Annotated in this window: 10 protein-coding genes and 1 pseudogene; 6 read left to right on the plus strand and 5 right to left on the minus strand. The window is 71.1% G+C overall.

Translation table 11 applies throughout. The features are described 5' to 3' along the window. Positions 1-62 precede the first annotated feature (62 nt). The 3 genes from RCO28_RS24545 to RCO28_RS24555 all read left to right on the plus strand — a co-directional run bounded on the left by RCO28_RS24545 (position 63) and on the right by RCO28_RS24555 (position 4771). Positions 63-1190 carry an AAA family ATPase gene (locus RCO28_RS24545; RefSeq protein WP_308943413.1) on the plus strand — a complete coding sequence of 376 codons (1128 nt, stop codon included), beginning with the start codon at positions 63-65 and terminating at the stop codon, positions 1188-1190. Beyond that, the gene (locus RCO28_RS24550; RefSeq protein ID WP_308943414.1) at positions 1187-4084 is read left to right on the plus strand and encodes a hypothetical protein; all 2898 of its coding nucleotides are present in this window, start codon (positions 1187-1189) and stop codon (positions 4082-4084) included. Before RCO28_RS24545 ends, RCO28_RS24550 begins: the two co-directional genes overlap by 4 nt. A gap of 309 nt (positions 4085-4393) precedes the next feature. Further along, positions 4394-4771, plus strand: a complete 378-nt coding sequence (locus RCO28_RS24555) for a hypothetical protein (protein ID WP_374991236.1) — start codon at positions 4394-4396, stop codon at positions 4769-4771. Here RCO28_RS24555 and RCO28_RS24560 read toward each other — a convergent pair. After that, positions 4758-5666, minus strand: a complete 909-nt coding sequence (locus tag RCO28_RS24560) for a cation diffusion facilitator family transporter (RefSeq protein WP_308943458.1) — start codon at positions 5664-5666, stop codon at positions 4758-4760. The two genes, RCO28_RS24555 and RCO28_RS24560, sit on opposite strands and share 14 nt — an antisense overlap. 374 nt (positions 5667-6040) lie before the next feature. Here RCO28_RS24560 and RCO28_RS24565 point away from each other — a divergent pair, with 374 nt between their 5' ends. Further along, on the plus strand, positions 6041-6973 hold the full coding sequence (locus tag RCO28_RS24565) for a LysR family transcriptional regulator (RefSeq protein ID WP_308943415.1): 933 nt from the start codon (positions 6041-6043) through the stop codon (positions 6971-6973). A 229-nt stretch (positions 6974-7202) separates the two neighbouring features. Here RCO28_RS24565 and RCO28_RS24570 read toward each other — a convergent pair. The 4 genes and pseudogenes from RCO28_RS24570 to RCO28_RS24585 all read right to left on the minus strand — a co-directional run. Next, positions 7203-7364 (minus strand): annotated as a pseudogene (locus tag RCO28_RS24570) (LysR family transcriptional regulator); the annotation flags it as partial. An 18-nt stretch (positions 7365-7382) separates the two neighbouring features. After that, positions 7383-8258 carry a formate dehydrogenase accessory sulfurtransferase FdhD gene (gene fdhD / locus RCO28_RS24575; protein WP_308943416.1) on the minus strand — a complete coding sequence of 292 codons (876 nt, stop codon included), beginning with the start codon at positions 8256-8258 and terminating at the stop codon, positions 7383-7385. Next, entirely contained in the window at positions 8246-10585 is a 2340-nt protein-coding gene (locus RCO28_RS24580) for an FdhF/YdeP family oxidoreductase (RefSeq protein WP_308943417.1), read from the minus strand. The genes fdhD and RCO28_RS24580 overlap by 13 nt, the downstream gene beginning before the upstream one ends. A 159-nt stretch (positions 10586-10744) precedes the next feature. Further along, complete coding sequence (locus tag RCO28_RS24585; protein WP_308943418.1) at positions 10745-12115, minus strand: NAD(P)/FAD-dependent oxidoreductase; 1371 nt, start codon at positions 12113-12115, stop codon at positions 10745-10747. A gap of 407 nt (positions 12116-12522) precedes the next feature. Between RCO28_RS24585 and RCO28_RS24590 the strand changes: the two genes are divergently transcribed. Together RCO28_RS24590 and RCO28_RS24595 are read left to right on the plus strand one after the other, a co-directional pair. After that, positions 12523-13365 (plus strand): M55 family metallopeptidase, encoded by an 843-nt coding sequence (locus RCO28_RS24590; protein ID WP_308943419.1) that lies wholly within the window; start codon positions 12523-12525, stop codon positions 13363-13365. Continuing rightward, complete coding sequence (locus RCO28_RS24595; RefSeq protein WP_308943420.1) at positions 13358-14704, plus strand: M20/M25/M40 family metallo-hydrolase; 1347 nt, start codon at positions 13358-13360, stop codon at positions 14702-14704. The genes RCO28_RS24590 and RCO28_RS24595 overlap by 8 nt, the downstream gene beginning before the upstream one ends. Positions 14705-14942: the final 238 nt, after the last annotated feature.

The following is a 14942-nucleotide window of genomic DNA, read 5'->3' on the forward strand; positions in this document are numbered from 1 at the left end:
AACGCCCGGCCGGCGCCCATCAACTCCTGATCTTCGTACGACCTGTTGAGAAAGGCTTTGCCATGTCCGACCTGCTGCGCGCCCCCGCCGAGATCAAGTACGCCGAGGAACTCGACTGGCTGGAGTCGATCGACGACAACCCCAAGCCGTTCTCCTGGCGGCTCTCGCCGAAGATGGTCCGCCTGTTCATCGTGGGCTCCGAGCGTGCCGACGGCCTGGACCGCGAGATCGCGCCCAAGTGGTTCGGCGACCGCAGCTTCGTGGAGCGCTCCATCGTCACGCTCGCCTCGGACCGCGGCCTGCTCCTCATCGGTGACCCGGGCACCGGCAAGAGCTGGCTGGCCGAGCTGCTTTCCGCCGCGATCTCCCGCAACTCCACGCAGGTGGTGCAGGGCACGGCCGGTACCACCGAGGACCACATCAAGTACTCCTGGAACGTGTCGATGGTCATCGCCAAGGGCCAGTCGCGGGAGTCGATGATCCCCTCGCCGATCATGACCGCGATGGAGACCGGCACGATCGGCCGCTTCGAGGAGCTGACCCGCTCCACCAGCGACGTGCAGGACGCCCTGATCTCCATCCTCTCCGAGAAGTACATCTCCGTCCCGGAGTTGGGCGGTGACCAGAGCGGCGGCGACAACATCGTCTTCGCCCAGCCCGGCTTCTCGATCATCGCCACCGCCAACAGCCGTGACCGCGGCGTCAACGACCTGTCGTCGGCCCTCAAGCGCCGCTTCAACTTCGTCCGCATCCCGGTCGTGACCAACAAGAAGAGTGAGGCGGAGATCGTCCGCTTCCGCACCGAGGAACTCCTGCGCCGCCACCAGATCGAGCTGGACGTGCCGCCCACGCTGCTCGACGTCCTGCTGCAGAGCTTCGCCGACCTGCGCGCCTCCGCTGCCGCCGCCGGCAGCGACGACGAGAAGCTGGAGTCCGCCCTGTCCACCGCCGAGCAGATCGGCGTCCTCGAGGACGCGATCCTGCACAGCAACTTCTTCGGCGCCCGCGCCCTCACTGCCCGTACGCTCGCGTCCTCGCTCGTCGGCTCCCTCGCCCGGCGCGAGCCCGAGGACCTGGCCATACTCAATAAGTACCTGCACGGTGTGGTCGAGCCGCGCAGCACTGAAGTGGGCGGCTCCTGGCCGGAGTTCCTCGAGGGCGGCCGCGACGCGATCGCGACCCTGTCATGAGCGGGCCCCACGAGCAGCACCCCGACCAGCCCCATGACCAGCTTCATGACCAGTCCCGCAACCAGTCCCACGAGCAGCCGTTCGACTCGCTGCGCGGCCAACTCCAGGAAGCCGCCGCCGAGTTCGCGGGCGGACCGGACGCTCTGGAGGGCATCCTGCTCGGCCTCGTCGACGACGTGGACCGCGCTGTGCGCGAACCCCTGGAGATCTTCCCCGTCTGCCACCACTCGCCCGCGTCCGCGCTCGCGATGGCCCGCAGGCTGCGGGAGAAGCAGCCGAAGGTCGTGTACCTGGAGCTGTGCGAGGACATGGCCCCGCTCCTGACCGAACTGCGCAACTGCAGGCTGCCGGTGGCCGTCCAGTCCTTCGCGACCGAGGTCGACGGCTTCCCCGCCGAGTGGTCCCCGCTCTCGGTGGTCGCCCCGATCACCGAGGCCTCCGCCGAGTACCAGGCGATCGCGTACGCCCTGGACACCCCGGGCGTGGAGCTGGTCCTCGTCGACCGCTCCTCGGACCACGTCTTCCAGTGGGACGCGCGCGCCGAGCGGTCCGGGCAGACGGCCGACCCCGATGCGCCGCCCGCCGAGGAGGAGCAGGCGCTGCACGGGGACGCGGTCGGCGTGGAGATCGGCGACCTGCGGCCGCGCTTCGCCGAACTCGAGGAGCATCTGCTGCGCCACGGCCGGGTGCGGCACTGGTCGGAGTGGTGGCACCAGTACGTCGAACTGCCCCTCGGCGACAGCGACCACGACACCTACCGCCAGGTCATGTTCCTGATCGGCAGCCTCTTCCGGCGTCTCGCCCCGGGCGACCCGCACCGGGTGCGCGTGGACGAGGACCGCGAGCGGTACATGTGGACCCGGATGCGCGAGCACCGGGCGGCCACCGGCGTCGACCCGGCCGACTGCCTCTACGTCTGCGGCGCGTTCCACGCGGCGAGCCGCGTCGAGGAGTTCGGGATCGACGGCGCCGACACCTTCGAGATCAGCCCGCGCAGCGCCACCAAGTGGCAGCACGGACTGATCCCGTCCAGCCACGCGGCGATCGAGGCCCAGTTCGGGCTCGCCGCCGGCTCGGTGTCGATCGCGGCCACGGTGTGGGCGAAGAACGTCAAGCGCACCCGTGTGCGGCCGTACCGCCTGGAAGGGCAGGCGGGTGCGAAGAAGTCGAAGGCCAAGAAGAAGGCCGTGGCCGCGGCGCCGCCCGTCGCGGAGATCGAGGCCTCGGACAGGCTGACCGGGTTCCTGCGGCAGCCGCCCGTCCTGGACGGTCTCGACGAGGCCGAACTGCTCGGCTGGTCCGTGGACATCGTGCGCGCGGCCCGGCGCAACGGCTATCTGTCGTCCACGGCCGACGCCATCGCCGTGTTCGAGACGTCGATCCTGCTCGCCGGGATGCGCGACCGGGCCAGGCCCACGCCGTACGACTTCCAGGACGCGGCCGTGACCTGCATCGAGAAGGACTCGGTGCCGGGCAGGCGGGATGTGCGGCGGCTGGTCGAGATCATGATGGGCGGCGATCGCGTCGGCCAGGTCGGGTACGAGTCGCTGCCGCCCCTGGCCCGCGATGTCCACGACCGGCTGGCGCCGCTCGGACTACCGCTCCAGAAGCGGGGCGTGCAGCGGGCGTTGCTCGACATCGCCGGACAGCAAGAGCTTGAGTCCTGTTCCGACGTGCTGTGGATGCTGCGCCGGCTGCTGCCGCACGGCGCGGCCCGGCCGATCATGGGTGAGCGGAAGCTGGGGGAGCGGTCGATCCAGGAGTCCTGGGATCTCGCGCTCGGCACCCACCAGCGTGCGCTCATCGAGCTCGGCTACGAGGGCGTCAGCATCGAGCAGGTCCTGGAGCAGCGCCTGCGCCGCACGGCGTACGCGCCGACGGCCACGGCGGCGACGGTCCTCGAAGCGGTCGAGGACGCCACGCTCTACCTGCGCAGCCGCCGCCTCGCCGACGAGCTGGGCACCCATGCCCTGACGGTCCTCGCGGCGGAGCGCAGTGTCGACGGGGCGCCGGAGGTGCTGCGCCGGGTGCGGCGGCTCCTCGCTTACTACCGCACGAGCGAGCCGGTGCTGCCGCCGTGGATCGAGTCCTTCGTGAAGGCGGGGTACGCGCACTACTGCACCTTGCTGCCGGTGGCGTTCAGCGACGAGGACGCGACCGTGCGGCAGGTCGCGGCGATGCTGGGCTTCCTGTTCAGCATGGAGAGCCTCGCGCTGTCCCTGGGCTGCGACCGTACGCAACTGGAGCTGGCCGTCGGCCAGTCGCATCCGGAGGACCCGTCGAAGACGGCGCTTCTGTGGGCGGCGCAGACCCACCTCGGGACGCTGCCGCGCGCCGAACTGCGGTCCCGCTGTGACGCGTTGCTCGGCAACCCGCTGGTGGTGCCCTCGTATCCGCGCTATCTCAGCGGTTTCGTGCACGCCCTTGAACCCGTGCCGGGGCTCACGGACTTCGTGGTGGAGGCGGTGTCGAACGCCTTCGGGCGGCTGCCGGACCCGGTGCTCCTGCCGTGGCTGCCGACGTTGATCACCACGCTCCGCAGGGACGGCGCGGACCTGGCTCCGCTGCTGATACGCGAGGCGGGCCGGATCTTCCCCGGCCGCCTCGCCGCCCTGGACGCGTGGGTGCCGCCGTGGCTGGCACAGCCCGCAGCGGACGCGTTGCGCCCGGCCAGGCGGGCGGGCGGGTCCGGCGGGTCCGGCGGGGGAGCGGCGCACACGCGGCGCAGCGCGCTGCTCGTCGCGCACCCGCAGACATGTGACGCGGTGGCGGGACTGCTCGGCTGCGACGAGGAGTGGGCGCCGGAGGACGCTGGCGCGGGCCCGTCGGGCGCGGCGCTGCTCGGCCGGCATCCGGAGACGGCGGCGGCGCTGGGGGTGTTGCTCGGGGGCTGAGGGGGGAGCCAGGCCGAGCGCTGAGGGGAGGAGCGGGCCGAGGGCTGAGGGGAGGAGCAGGCTGGGGGAGAGGGGGAGGAGCAGGCCGGGGAGAGGGGCGCGGTGGCAATCCGTACATGTGTTGTCGCGCCCCTCGATGTAGGGAAGTGCCCGAATAGGTCGCCATTTACTTTCCGTCGGCGTCCCGGGTGTAACGCCAAGGCGTTTACCCGACGCAGAAGCAAGTGGAATAGGGGCGCCGTGCGGAGTGATTTCTCGCCGTTTCCGGTGGCCCCGTCGGCAGCACGACCCCTTCAGAACGGAACTCCCGTGAGCAGCCACGACCCGGTTTCCGGATACTCGACGCACCAGCCGTACAACGGGCCCGCAGGACCTGTGGGACCGCCGCCCGAGCGGCCCGTGCGCAGCCAGGACGCAGGTCGCAAGGCCGCCCTTGTGGTCTGCACGATCGCCGATGTCGCGGCGGGCTTCCTCGGTCTGTGGATCCTGCTGTTCCTGCTCGAGGCGAATCAAGGAAATGGATTCGTCGAGTTTGTGCACGGTGTGGCGGATTGGCTGGGTGGTTGGGCACAGGACATTTTCACGATGGACACTGAAGGTTTGCGGGTGATTCTCAATTACGGTCTGCCGGCGGTGATCTACCTGCTCATCGGGCACGGCATAGCCGCTCGCATCAACAGGGCCTGATACCGGCCCTCCGTACTCTTCGGGACGGGCAGCCTGGCGACGGAAGCCGCGCGCGCAGCCGGGACTCGGCCTCCTCGCAGGCCGTCTCGATCTCTGCGGCCGTCGAGGCGTCCCGGAAGTCGACCTTGGCGGCGACGAGGATCTCGTGCGGGCCCTGCACCAGCGTGGTGAGTTCCAGGACGTCCTCGACGGGACCCACGGCGAGCAGCTCCCGGCGCAGGGCGTCCCGCTTCGCGCGGGGCAGGGCGCGGCCGATGAGGAACTCGGTGTTGGAGTGGCCGAGGACCCAGGCCACGTACACGAGCAGCAGGCCGATGAGGATCGAGGCGACGCCGTCCCAGAGGCCGGAGCCGGTGAGCTGGCCGCCGAGGAGGCCGAGCGCGGCGAGGACGAGTCCGGCGAGGGCGGCCGAGTCCTCCATGACGACGGCCTTCACGGCGGTGTCGGGGGTGTGCCGGAGGTAGCGGCGCACGGGAACGCGGCGGTGTCTCGCCTCCCCGGCGGCCTGCCTGAGGCCGGTGCGCAGCGAGTACGCCTCCAGGAGGAAGGCGACGGCGAGTACGAGGTACGAGATGAGCGGGTCGCCGGGTTCCCTGTCGTGGGTGAGGGCGTGGATGCCGTCGTACAGGGCGAAGACGCCGCCGCCGACGAAGGTGGCGACCGAGGCGAGCAGGGCCCAGATGTAGCGGGCGGGCCCGTAGCCGAGCGGGTGGTCCTCGTCGGCGGGCCGCTCGCTGCGCCGCAGGGCGGTGAGCAGGAGCAGTTCGGTGACGGTGTCGGCGACCGAGTGGCCCGCCTCGGACAGCATGGCGCTGGAGCCGCTGATGACTCCCGCGACGGCCTTGGCGAGGGCGATGCCGAAGTTGGCGGCGGCCGCCACGACGACGGTGAACATCGACTCGCCGCCGCCTCCCGCCTGCGCCCCGGCGGTCGAGGAGTTCTGGCCCTGCGCGGAGTCCCGGCCCTGCGCGGAGTCCTGGCCCTGCGCGGAGTCCTGGCCCTGCACGGAATCCCGGACCTGCGCGGAGTCCTGGCCCTGCGCGCGCTGCGGTTCCGCCGCGTCCTGTGGCTGCATGCGCGGCAGTATGCCCGCTTCATCCTTGATGTCTGCAGACGGTGGAAGCCCGTGGCCCGGCCGTCGTCTCGGCCCGTGGCCCGGCCGTCGTCTCGGCCCGATTCTCGGCCCGATTCTCAGCCCGAGTCTCGGCCCGAGTCCGAGCGTCGAACACCGCCTTTACCTGCGGCTTTGTTTCGCGTATCCATGTCTGCATGCTGTTGCGCCAGTTGGAGTACCTGAGTGCCCTGTCACGAGAAGGGCATTTCGGGCGCGCGGCGGAGGTCTGTCATGTCTCGCAGCCCGCGCTCTCCGCGGGCATCCGCAAGCTCGAGGCCGAGCTCGGCGTGCAGATAGTCCAGCGAGGCCAGCGCTTCGAGGGGTTCACGCCCGAGGGCAAGCAGGTGCTGCAGTGGGCGCACCGCATGCTCGCCGACGAGGGCGCGCTGCGGCACGCGCTGGCCAGCATGCGCGGCGGGCTCTCCGGAGTGCTGCGGATCGGCGCGGTCCCGACGGCGCTCACCGTCGCGTCGCTGCTGACCGCGCCCCTGCGGGAGCGGCACGAGCGGGTGCGGTTCTCGCTGGAGTCGATGTCGTCGCGGGAGATCGTCAGCCGCCTCAACGACTTCGACATCGACGCCGGAATGACGTACGTCGACGGGGAGCCGCTCGGCAAGGTGCGGGTCGTGCCGCTGTACCGGGAGCGGTACGTCTTCCTGACGCCGGCCGACGGGCAGTTCGGCGGACGGGACGCCCTCGGCTGGGACGAGGCCGCGCTCGCGCCGCTCTGCATGCTGACGCCGGTGATGCAGAACCGCCGCATCCTCGACGCCTGCTTCGCCGAGGCCGGGGCCCTGGTCAGCCCGGTCGTGGAGACCGACACCGTCTCGGCGATCTACGCGCACATCACGTCCATGCGGCTCTCCAGCGTCATCCCGCACGCCTGGCTGCACAACTACGGCGTCCCGGACGGCGCCCGCGTCCTCCCGCTGCCGCGCCCCACCCGCTCCTGCCACGTCGGCCTCGTCCTCGCCGACCGGGACCCCGAGTCGATGCTGGCCCGCGCACTGGTCGAGACGGCGCGCGAGGTGGACCTGCACGGCGCCCTCGACCAGACCCTGCGCCACCACCTGGGCACCCCGGTCTGAGGGCCCCTGGGCCGGAGGCCTACTGCGGACCAGCCCCGCTCGGCACCCGCTCCAGCGCAGCCGTGACATCCGCGCGCCGGGCGACGTCCGTGAGCGCGCGGGCTAGGTCCTGTCTTCAATCTCCCTCCCCCAGCTACCGCTGGGAGGTGCCCCCAGAGCAGGGGGGACCCCCATGACGCCGCCGGGCCCGCCCTCCGGGCGGACGACGGGACTTTACGGACACGACCTAGTACCTCCGGCCACGCCGGACGAGCGGGACGTCGAGCTCCTCCTCCAGCTTGCGGATCGCTTCGGAGGGGGCGGGCTGGGAGACGTAGCAGGCCTGGGCGGCACGGGCGAAGTGCCGCTCCCGGGACCGGACGAGGAGGTATTCGAGCTGGCGCAGGAGCACGATTCGGGTTTACCGGACTTACGGGGCGACCGGCAACGGCGCGAGGCGTTCGGGGTGCGTGTACACGTTCATGGACGTGCCGCGCAGGAAGCCGACGAGGGTGAGGCCCGCGTCGTCGGCCAGGTCCACGGCGAGCGACGAGGGCGCGGAGACGGCGGCGAGCATCGGGATCCCCGCCATCACCGCCTTCTGCACCAGCTCGAACGAGGCACGCCCGCTGACCATCAGAACGGTGTCCCGCAACGGCAGCAGCCCGCCGCGCAGGGCGTGCCCGATCGCCTTGTCGACGGCGTTGTGCCGCCCGACGTCCTCGCGCAGGCAGATCAGCTCCCCGCCCGACGTGAACAGCGCGGCCGCGTGCAGACCGCCCGTACGGTCGAACACCCGCTGGGCGGCACGCAGTTGCTCGGGCAGCGTGGCCAGCGTGTCGGGGCCGATGCGCAGCGGGTCGTCGGCGACGGGCCAGGTCGTCTGCGTACGGACGGCGTCGAGGCTGGCCTTGCCGCACAGGCCGCAGGACGACGTGGTGTAGAAGTTCCGCTCCAGGGAGGCGTCCGGCGCGGCCACACCGGGGGCGAGGACGACGTCCACGATGTTGTACGTGTTGCCGCCTCCCCCACTCTCGGCTCCGCTCGAGCGGGAGGTGCCCCCACCCGTCGCGCCCGCGCAGTACCGGATCCCGGCGATCTCCTCGGCGCGCCGCACCACACCCTCGCCGACGAGGAACCCGGCGGCGAGGTCGAAGTCGTGCCCCGGGGTGCGCATGGTGACGGTCAACGGCCGCCCGCCGACGCGGAGTTCCATCGGTTCCTCGACGGTGAGGGTGTCGGGGCGGGTGGTGCACTGACCGTCCCGGATGCGCAGCACGGGCTTGCGCGCCGTCACGCGCCCCATGCCGGGCTCCCCTCGTCCGAGCCGATGGCGGCAGCCGTCCGTGCCGCACCCGTGCGTTCCAGTCGTACGAGAACGCCCTTGGAGGTGGGGCAGTTGCTGATGTCGGCGACGCTGTCGAGGGGCACCAGGACGTTGGTCTCCGGGTAGTACGCGGCGGCGGAGCCGCGGCTCGTCGGGTACGAGACGGTGCGGAAGCCCTCGGCGCGGCGCTCCCGGCCGTCGTGCCAGACACTGACGAGGTCCACCAACTGCCGGTCCTCCAGGCCGAGTTCGGCCAGATCCTCGGGGCTGACGAGGACGACGCGGCGGGCGTTGTGGATGCCCCGGTAGCGGTCGTTGGGGGCGTACCAGACGGTGTTCCACTGGTCGTGCGAGCGCAGGGTCTGCAGCAGCAGATGGCCCGCGGGTATGTCGGGCATCGTGAAGTCGTTGCAGGTGAACTGGGCCTTGCCGCTCGCGGTGCGGAACTCGTACGCGTTCACGGGGTTGGGCAGCGTGAACCCGCCGGGCACCGAGACGCGTGCGTTGAAGTCCTCGAAGCCGGGCACGACACGCGCGATACGGTCCCGGATCGTGCCGTAGTCCCGCTCGAACTCCTCCCAGGGCAGGGCGGGTTCGTCGCCCAGCGTGGCGCGGGCCAGGCGGGCCACGATCGCCACCTCGCTCAGCAGGTCCGGCGAGGCGGGCGGCAGCTTGCCGCGCGAGGCGTGCACGTCGCTCATCGAGTCCTCGACGGTGATGAACTGCTCGACACCGCCCTGGATGTCGCGGTCGCTGCGACCGAGCGTGGGCAGGATCAGCGCCGTGTCGCCGCAGACGGTGTGCGAGCGGTTGAGCTTGGTGGAGACGTGCGCGGTGAGGCGGCAGCCGCGCATCGCCTCCTCCGTCACGGCACTGTCGGGCGTGGCGCGCACGAAGTTCCCGGCGACACCGAGGAACACCTTGGCGCGGCCCTCGTGCATGGCGCGGATCCCGTCGACCGCGTCGAGGCCGTGGTGCGCGGGCGGCGTGAACCCGAACTCCCGCTCCAGGGCGTCCAGGAACGACTGCGGCATCCGCTCCCACACGCCCATGGTGCGGTCGCCCTGCACATTGCTGTGTCCGCGTACGGGACACACACCCGCGCCGGGACGGCCGATGTTGCCGCGCGCCAGAAGGAAGTTGACGATCTCGCGGATGGTGGGCACGCCGTGCTTGTGCTGCGTGACGCCCATCGCCCAGCACACGATGATCTTCCGCGCGCCGAGCACCCGGTCGAAGAGCGCGTCGATCTCCTCGCGGGGCAGTCCGGTCGCGGCGAGGACGTCGTCCCAGGACACCTTGCGGGACTGCTCGGCGAAGTCGGCGAAGCCGGAGGTGTGGGCGTCGATGAACGCGTGGTCGAGGACCGAGCCGGGCGCCGCGTCGTCGGCCTCCACCAGCATGCGGTTCAGGGCCTGGAACAGCGCCAGGTCGCCGCCGGCCCGGATGTGCAGGAACTGGTCGGCCAGCTCCGTGCCCCGGCCTATGACGCCGCGCGCCTTCTGCGGATTCTTGAACCGCATGAGCCCCGCCTCGGGCAGCGTGTTCACGGCGACGACCTGACCGCCGTTCCGCTTCGTCTCCTCCAGGGCGGTCAGCATCCGCGGATGGTTGGTGCCCGGGTTCTGGCCGACGACGAACACCAGGTCGCTGTGGTGGATGTCGTCCAGGGAGACGCTGCCCTTGCCGATGCCGAGCGTCTCGCCGAGCGCGGAACCGCTGGACTCGTGGCACATGTTGGAACAGTCCGGCAGGTTGTTCGTCCCGTACGCCCGAGCGAACAGCTGCAGCAGGAACGCGGCCTCGTTGTTCAGCCGCCCGGACACGTAGAACAGCGCTTCGTCGGGGGAGTCGAGGCCTTTCAACTCCCGGGCGAGGGTCCCGAACGCCTCGTCCCAGGCGATCGGCTCGTAGTGCGTGGCGCCGGGCCGCTTCACCATCGGCTCGGTCAGGCGGCCCTGCTGGTTCAGCCAGTAGTCCGACTTGCCGTCGAGCTCGGCGATCGAGTGCTCACGGAAGAACTCCCGCGTCACACGCCGCGACGTCGCCTCGTCGTTGATGTGCTTGGCGCCGTTCTCGCAGTACTCGTTCAAGTGCCGCTTGCCCGCGGGCGGTTCGGGCCAGGCGCAGCCCGGGCAGTCGATCCCCTTGGCCTGATTGATGTTCAGCAACGTGAGCGCGGTCCTGCGCGGGGAGGTCTGCGACAGCGAGTACTCCAGCGCGTGCGTGACCGCCGGCATGCCCGTCGCCCACGACTTCGGCGGAGTGACCAACAGGTCGTCGACCGGATCCTCGATGCTGCCCATTTTTCGGCTCTGCCTCTTCCCCTGATGCGTACGGCTTCCCCTGATGCGTACGGTCGGGAAAAAGCTTCCGCCCAGCTCGGAGGGCATGTCAAAGAGGGACTTTCGATGGGCTGATAAGCGCCGTTTATCAGCCCTCGGTCACTCGCCGACGTAATTGCGTCAACCCGCCGACGCAATTCCGGACGCCTCGCGGCCGAGGATCTCCCGCATCTCGTCCCGCCCCAGATACATATCCGTCTTCTCGAAGTCCTGCAGCGTCGCCGGACGCCCCGCCTGGAAGCCGATCCGGACGAAATCGTCGCCCGCCACCGCGTTCAGCGCCCAGTTGGCACCCGTGCGGAAGCGCGCCGTGAGAGTGCGAAGGGCCGCCAGGTGATAGCCGCGCGCCACCAACTGGGCGGGCAGGCCAGCGAGTTGGACGCCGAGCGGCTTCGACACCGCCTGCCAGCCACCGAGGTCCACGACGAGCCCCAGATCCTTGTGCCGGTACGGGACCGGCCGCCCGCCGCGCAGCACGGCCGCCACATTGCCCGCGGCCACCCAGCCCTGCCGCATCGCGTGCTGCGCGGTCGGCGGGCAGATCGCGTCGCCGCCCTTGGCGAGGTCCGGTACGGCCGCGGCGTCGCCGAGCGCGAACACCCCGTCGACGCCCGGCACGGTCAGGTCGGCGCCGACGACCAGGCGGCCCCGGCTCGTCTCCGCGTCGAGGGTCCGCACCAGCGGGCTCGCCGCGACGCCCGCCGTCCAGATCAGGGTGCGGCAGGGCAGCATCCGCCCGTCCGTGAGCGTCACGGTGTCCTCGGTGGCCTTCGCCACGGACACCCCGAGCGATACGTGCAGGCCGCGCCGGCGCAGGATGTCCAGCGCCTTCTCGCCGAGCCGGTCGCCGAGCTCGGGCATCAACTTCGGTGCGATGTCGACGAGATGCCATCTGATCCAGGCCGGGTCGAGCCCCGGATAGCGCTGTACCGCCGCCGAGGTCAGCCGCTGCAGACAGGCCGCGGTCTCGGTGCCCGCGTACCCGCCGCCCACCACCACGAACTGCAGCCGCGCCGCCCGCTCGGCGGGGTCGCTGCTCGCCGCGGCCAGGTCGAGCTGCGAGATCACGTGATCGCGGATCCACGCCGCCTCCGCCAGCGTCTTCACGCCGACCGCGTACCGGTCGAGCCCCGGGATGTCGAACTGCCGGGTCACGCTGCCGGGGGTCAGGACGAGGTGGTCGTACCGCTCCACCGTGGTCTCCCCGGTGATCAGCCGGACGACGACCGCCTTCGCCGCGGTGTCCACGCCCACGGCCCCGCCGGGCACGATGCCGGTGCGCCGCAGCATGCGCCGCAGCGGCACGGCGACCGACTGCGTCGTCAGTACGCCGGAGGCGACCTGCGGAAGCAGCGGCAGATACAGCTGGTGGGCGAGGGGCGTGACCATCCGGATCCGCGCCTCGCCGGGCCGCAGCACCCGTTCCAGTTTGTGCGCGCACTCCATACCCGCGAAGCCGCCGCCGACGATCAGAATCCGGGGGACTGCCATCCGAAGTGCCTCCTGAGCGCGATCCGTACCAGGGGAATTCGAGCCTGCCACGCCCGGTCGGCGGCCACGAATCGGAGCGGGCTCCGGAGTGCTTCCCGGGTGCTTCCCGAGCGCTTCCCGAAGCACTCCGGACGGCTTCCCGCAGCGGAATCCGGCGCCGATGACCCCGCAATTCCCCGGTGATTTCTCCGGTTGCGGGCGTACAGGCGCGGAGCTTGAGTTGAGGGACTTGTCGCTGTCCGTCGCGCCCCGCGGCGAAGCCGAGAGTTTGGGGAGGGGGCCGGGGGCTGGCCCCCGAAGCGCCGCAGCCACGCGGCGTCAGCCGCATATCGGACACTTCCGGGAAGGGGCGGGGAGGGGAAAGACTAGGGCGGTCAGACGAGTCGCGGTGGACGGAGCTAGCGCACATGAAGATCCTCATCAGTGCCGACATGGAAGGCGCGACGGGCGTCACCTGGCCCGCCGACGTCCTGCCGGGCACCCCGCAGTGGGAACGCTGCCGCGCGATGTTCACCTCCGACGTGAACGCCGCCGTGCTCGGCTTCTTCGACGGCGGCGCCGACGAGGTGCTCATCAACGAGGCCCACTGGTCGATGCGCAACCTGCTCCTGGAGCAGCTCGACGAGCGCGCCGAGATGCTCACCGGCAAGCACAAGAGCCTGAGCATGGTCGAGGGCGTGCAGCACCAGGGCGAGCAGGCCGTCGACGGCATCGCGTTCGTCGGCTACCACACGGGCGCGGGCGCGGACGGCGTCCTCGCGCACACCTACCTCGCCAACTCCCTCACCGGCGTCTGGATCAACGGCGTCCGCGCCAGCGAGGGACTCCTCAACTCCCATGTGGTCGCGGAGTACGGCGTGCCCGTCGTGCTCGTCACCGGCGACGACCTGACCTGCGAGGACGCCCTCGGGTACGCGCCGGAGGCGCTGAAGGTCGCCGTCAAGGACCATGTCTCGCGGTACGCGGCGATCTGCCGTACCCCGGCCCGTACCGCCGCCGACATCAGGGCCGCGGCGAAGGAGGCCGCAGCGCTGGCGGTGCGCCACGACCCCGTGCGGGGCGGGCCGTTCACGGTGGAGATGGAGTTCGACGCCGCGCACCTGGCGATGTCCGCCACCGTCGTGCCCGGCGTACGGCAGCACGCGGAACGCAAGGTGAAGTACACCAGCGAGACGATGTACGAGGGCATCCGCACGTTCAAGGCCGTCACGACGATCGTCTCGGCCGCAGTGGAGGAACAGTATGGCTGACAGGCCCGAGCCGGAGGCTCCGGAGCTCGACGCGCAGGCGCTGGACGAAGTGGTGCGCTTCACCAGCGAGTTGATCCGGATCGACACCACCAACCGAGGCGACGGCGAGTGCCGCGAGCGCCCCGCCGCCGAGTACGCCGCCGAGCGGCTCGCGGACGCGGGCCTCGAACCGGCGCTCCTGGAACGCACCGAGGGCCGCACCAACGTCGTGGCCCGGCTCGAAGGCACCGACCCGTCCGCCGACGCCCTCCTCGTCCACGGCCACCTGGACGTCGTCCCCGCCGAGGCCGCCGACTGGCAGGTCGACCCGTTCTCCGGCGAGGTCCGCGACGGCGTCGTCTGGGGCCGGGGCGCCGTCGACATGAAGAACATGGACGCGATGATCCTCGCGGTCGTACGCGCCTGGGCCCGCGCGGGTGTACGGCCACGCCGTGACCTCGTGATCGCGTTCACCGCCGACGAGGAGGCCAGCGCCGCCGACGGCTCCGGCTTCCTCGCCGACCGGCACCCCGGCCTCTTCGAGGGCTGCACGGAGGGCATCAGCGAGTCCGGCGCCTTCACCTTCCACGCCGCGCCCGACCTGCAGCTCTACCCGATCGCGGCGGGGGAGCGCGGCACCGGCTGGCTGAAGCTCACCGCCCGGGGCCGCGCCGGACACGGCTCCAAGGTCAACCGGGCCAACGCCGTGTCGGCGCTCGCCGCGGCCATCGCCAGGATCGGCCAGTACGAGTGGCCCGTACGCCTCACCCCGACGGTGCGCGCGGCTCTCGCCGAACTCGCGCGCCTGCACGGCCTTCAGGCGGACGTGAACGCCCCGGACTTCGACGTGGACTCGCTGGTCGGCAAGCTGGGCCGTGCCGCGGAACTCGTCGAGCCGACCGTGCGCGGCAGCGCCAACCCGACGATGCTGCAGGCCGGTTACAAGGTCAACGTCATCCCCGGCGAGGCCGTGGCGTACGTCGACGGCCGCTTTCTGCCCGGCGGCGAGGAGGAGTTCCGCGAGACCCTCGACCAGCTCACCGGGCCCGCCGTGGACTGGGAGTTCCACCATCGAGAGGTCGCCCTGGAAGCGCCGGTCGCCTCGCCCACGTATGACCGGATGCGGGCCGCTGTCGAGGAGTTCGCGCCGGAGGGGCACGTCGTGCCGTACTGCATGTCCGGGGGAACGGACGCCAAGCAGTTCTCCCGCCTCGGCATCACCGGCTACGGCTTCTCGCCGCTGAAGCTTCCGCCCGGCTTCGACTACCAGGCGCTGTTCCACGGCGTGGACGAGCGGGTGCCGGTGGACGCGCTGCACTTCGGAGTGCGGGTCCTGGAACGGTTCCTGCGGAAAGCTTAGGCGCGGGCTCACGGACCACATCCCGCACCGCCGACCGCGGCACCCTCGATCGCCCTCCGGGCTCGTCCTCAAACGCCGGACGGGCTGGATTTTGCGGGCTGGGCCGACAAATCCAGCCCCTCCGGCGTTTGAGGAGCGGGGGCCCGGGGGCAGCGCCCCCGAAGCGCCGCAGGCTTTCGGGAAGGGGCGGGGTGGGGAAGAAAGAACCCGGCGCACACGACCACAGAAAGAGGGGGAA

The sequence above is a fragment of the Streptomyces sp. LHD-70 genome, from assembly GCF_031157275.1.
In the GTDB taxonomy this organism is placed as follows: domain Bacteria; phylum Actinomycetota; class Actinomycetes; order Streptomycetales; family Streptomycetaceae; genus Streptomyces.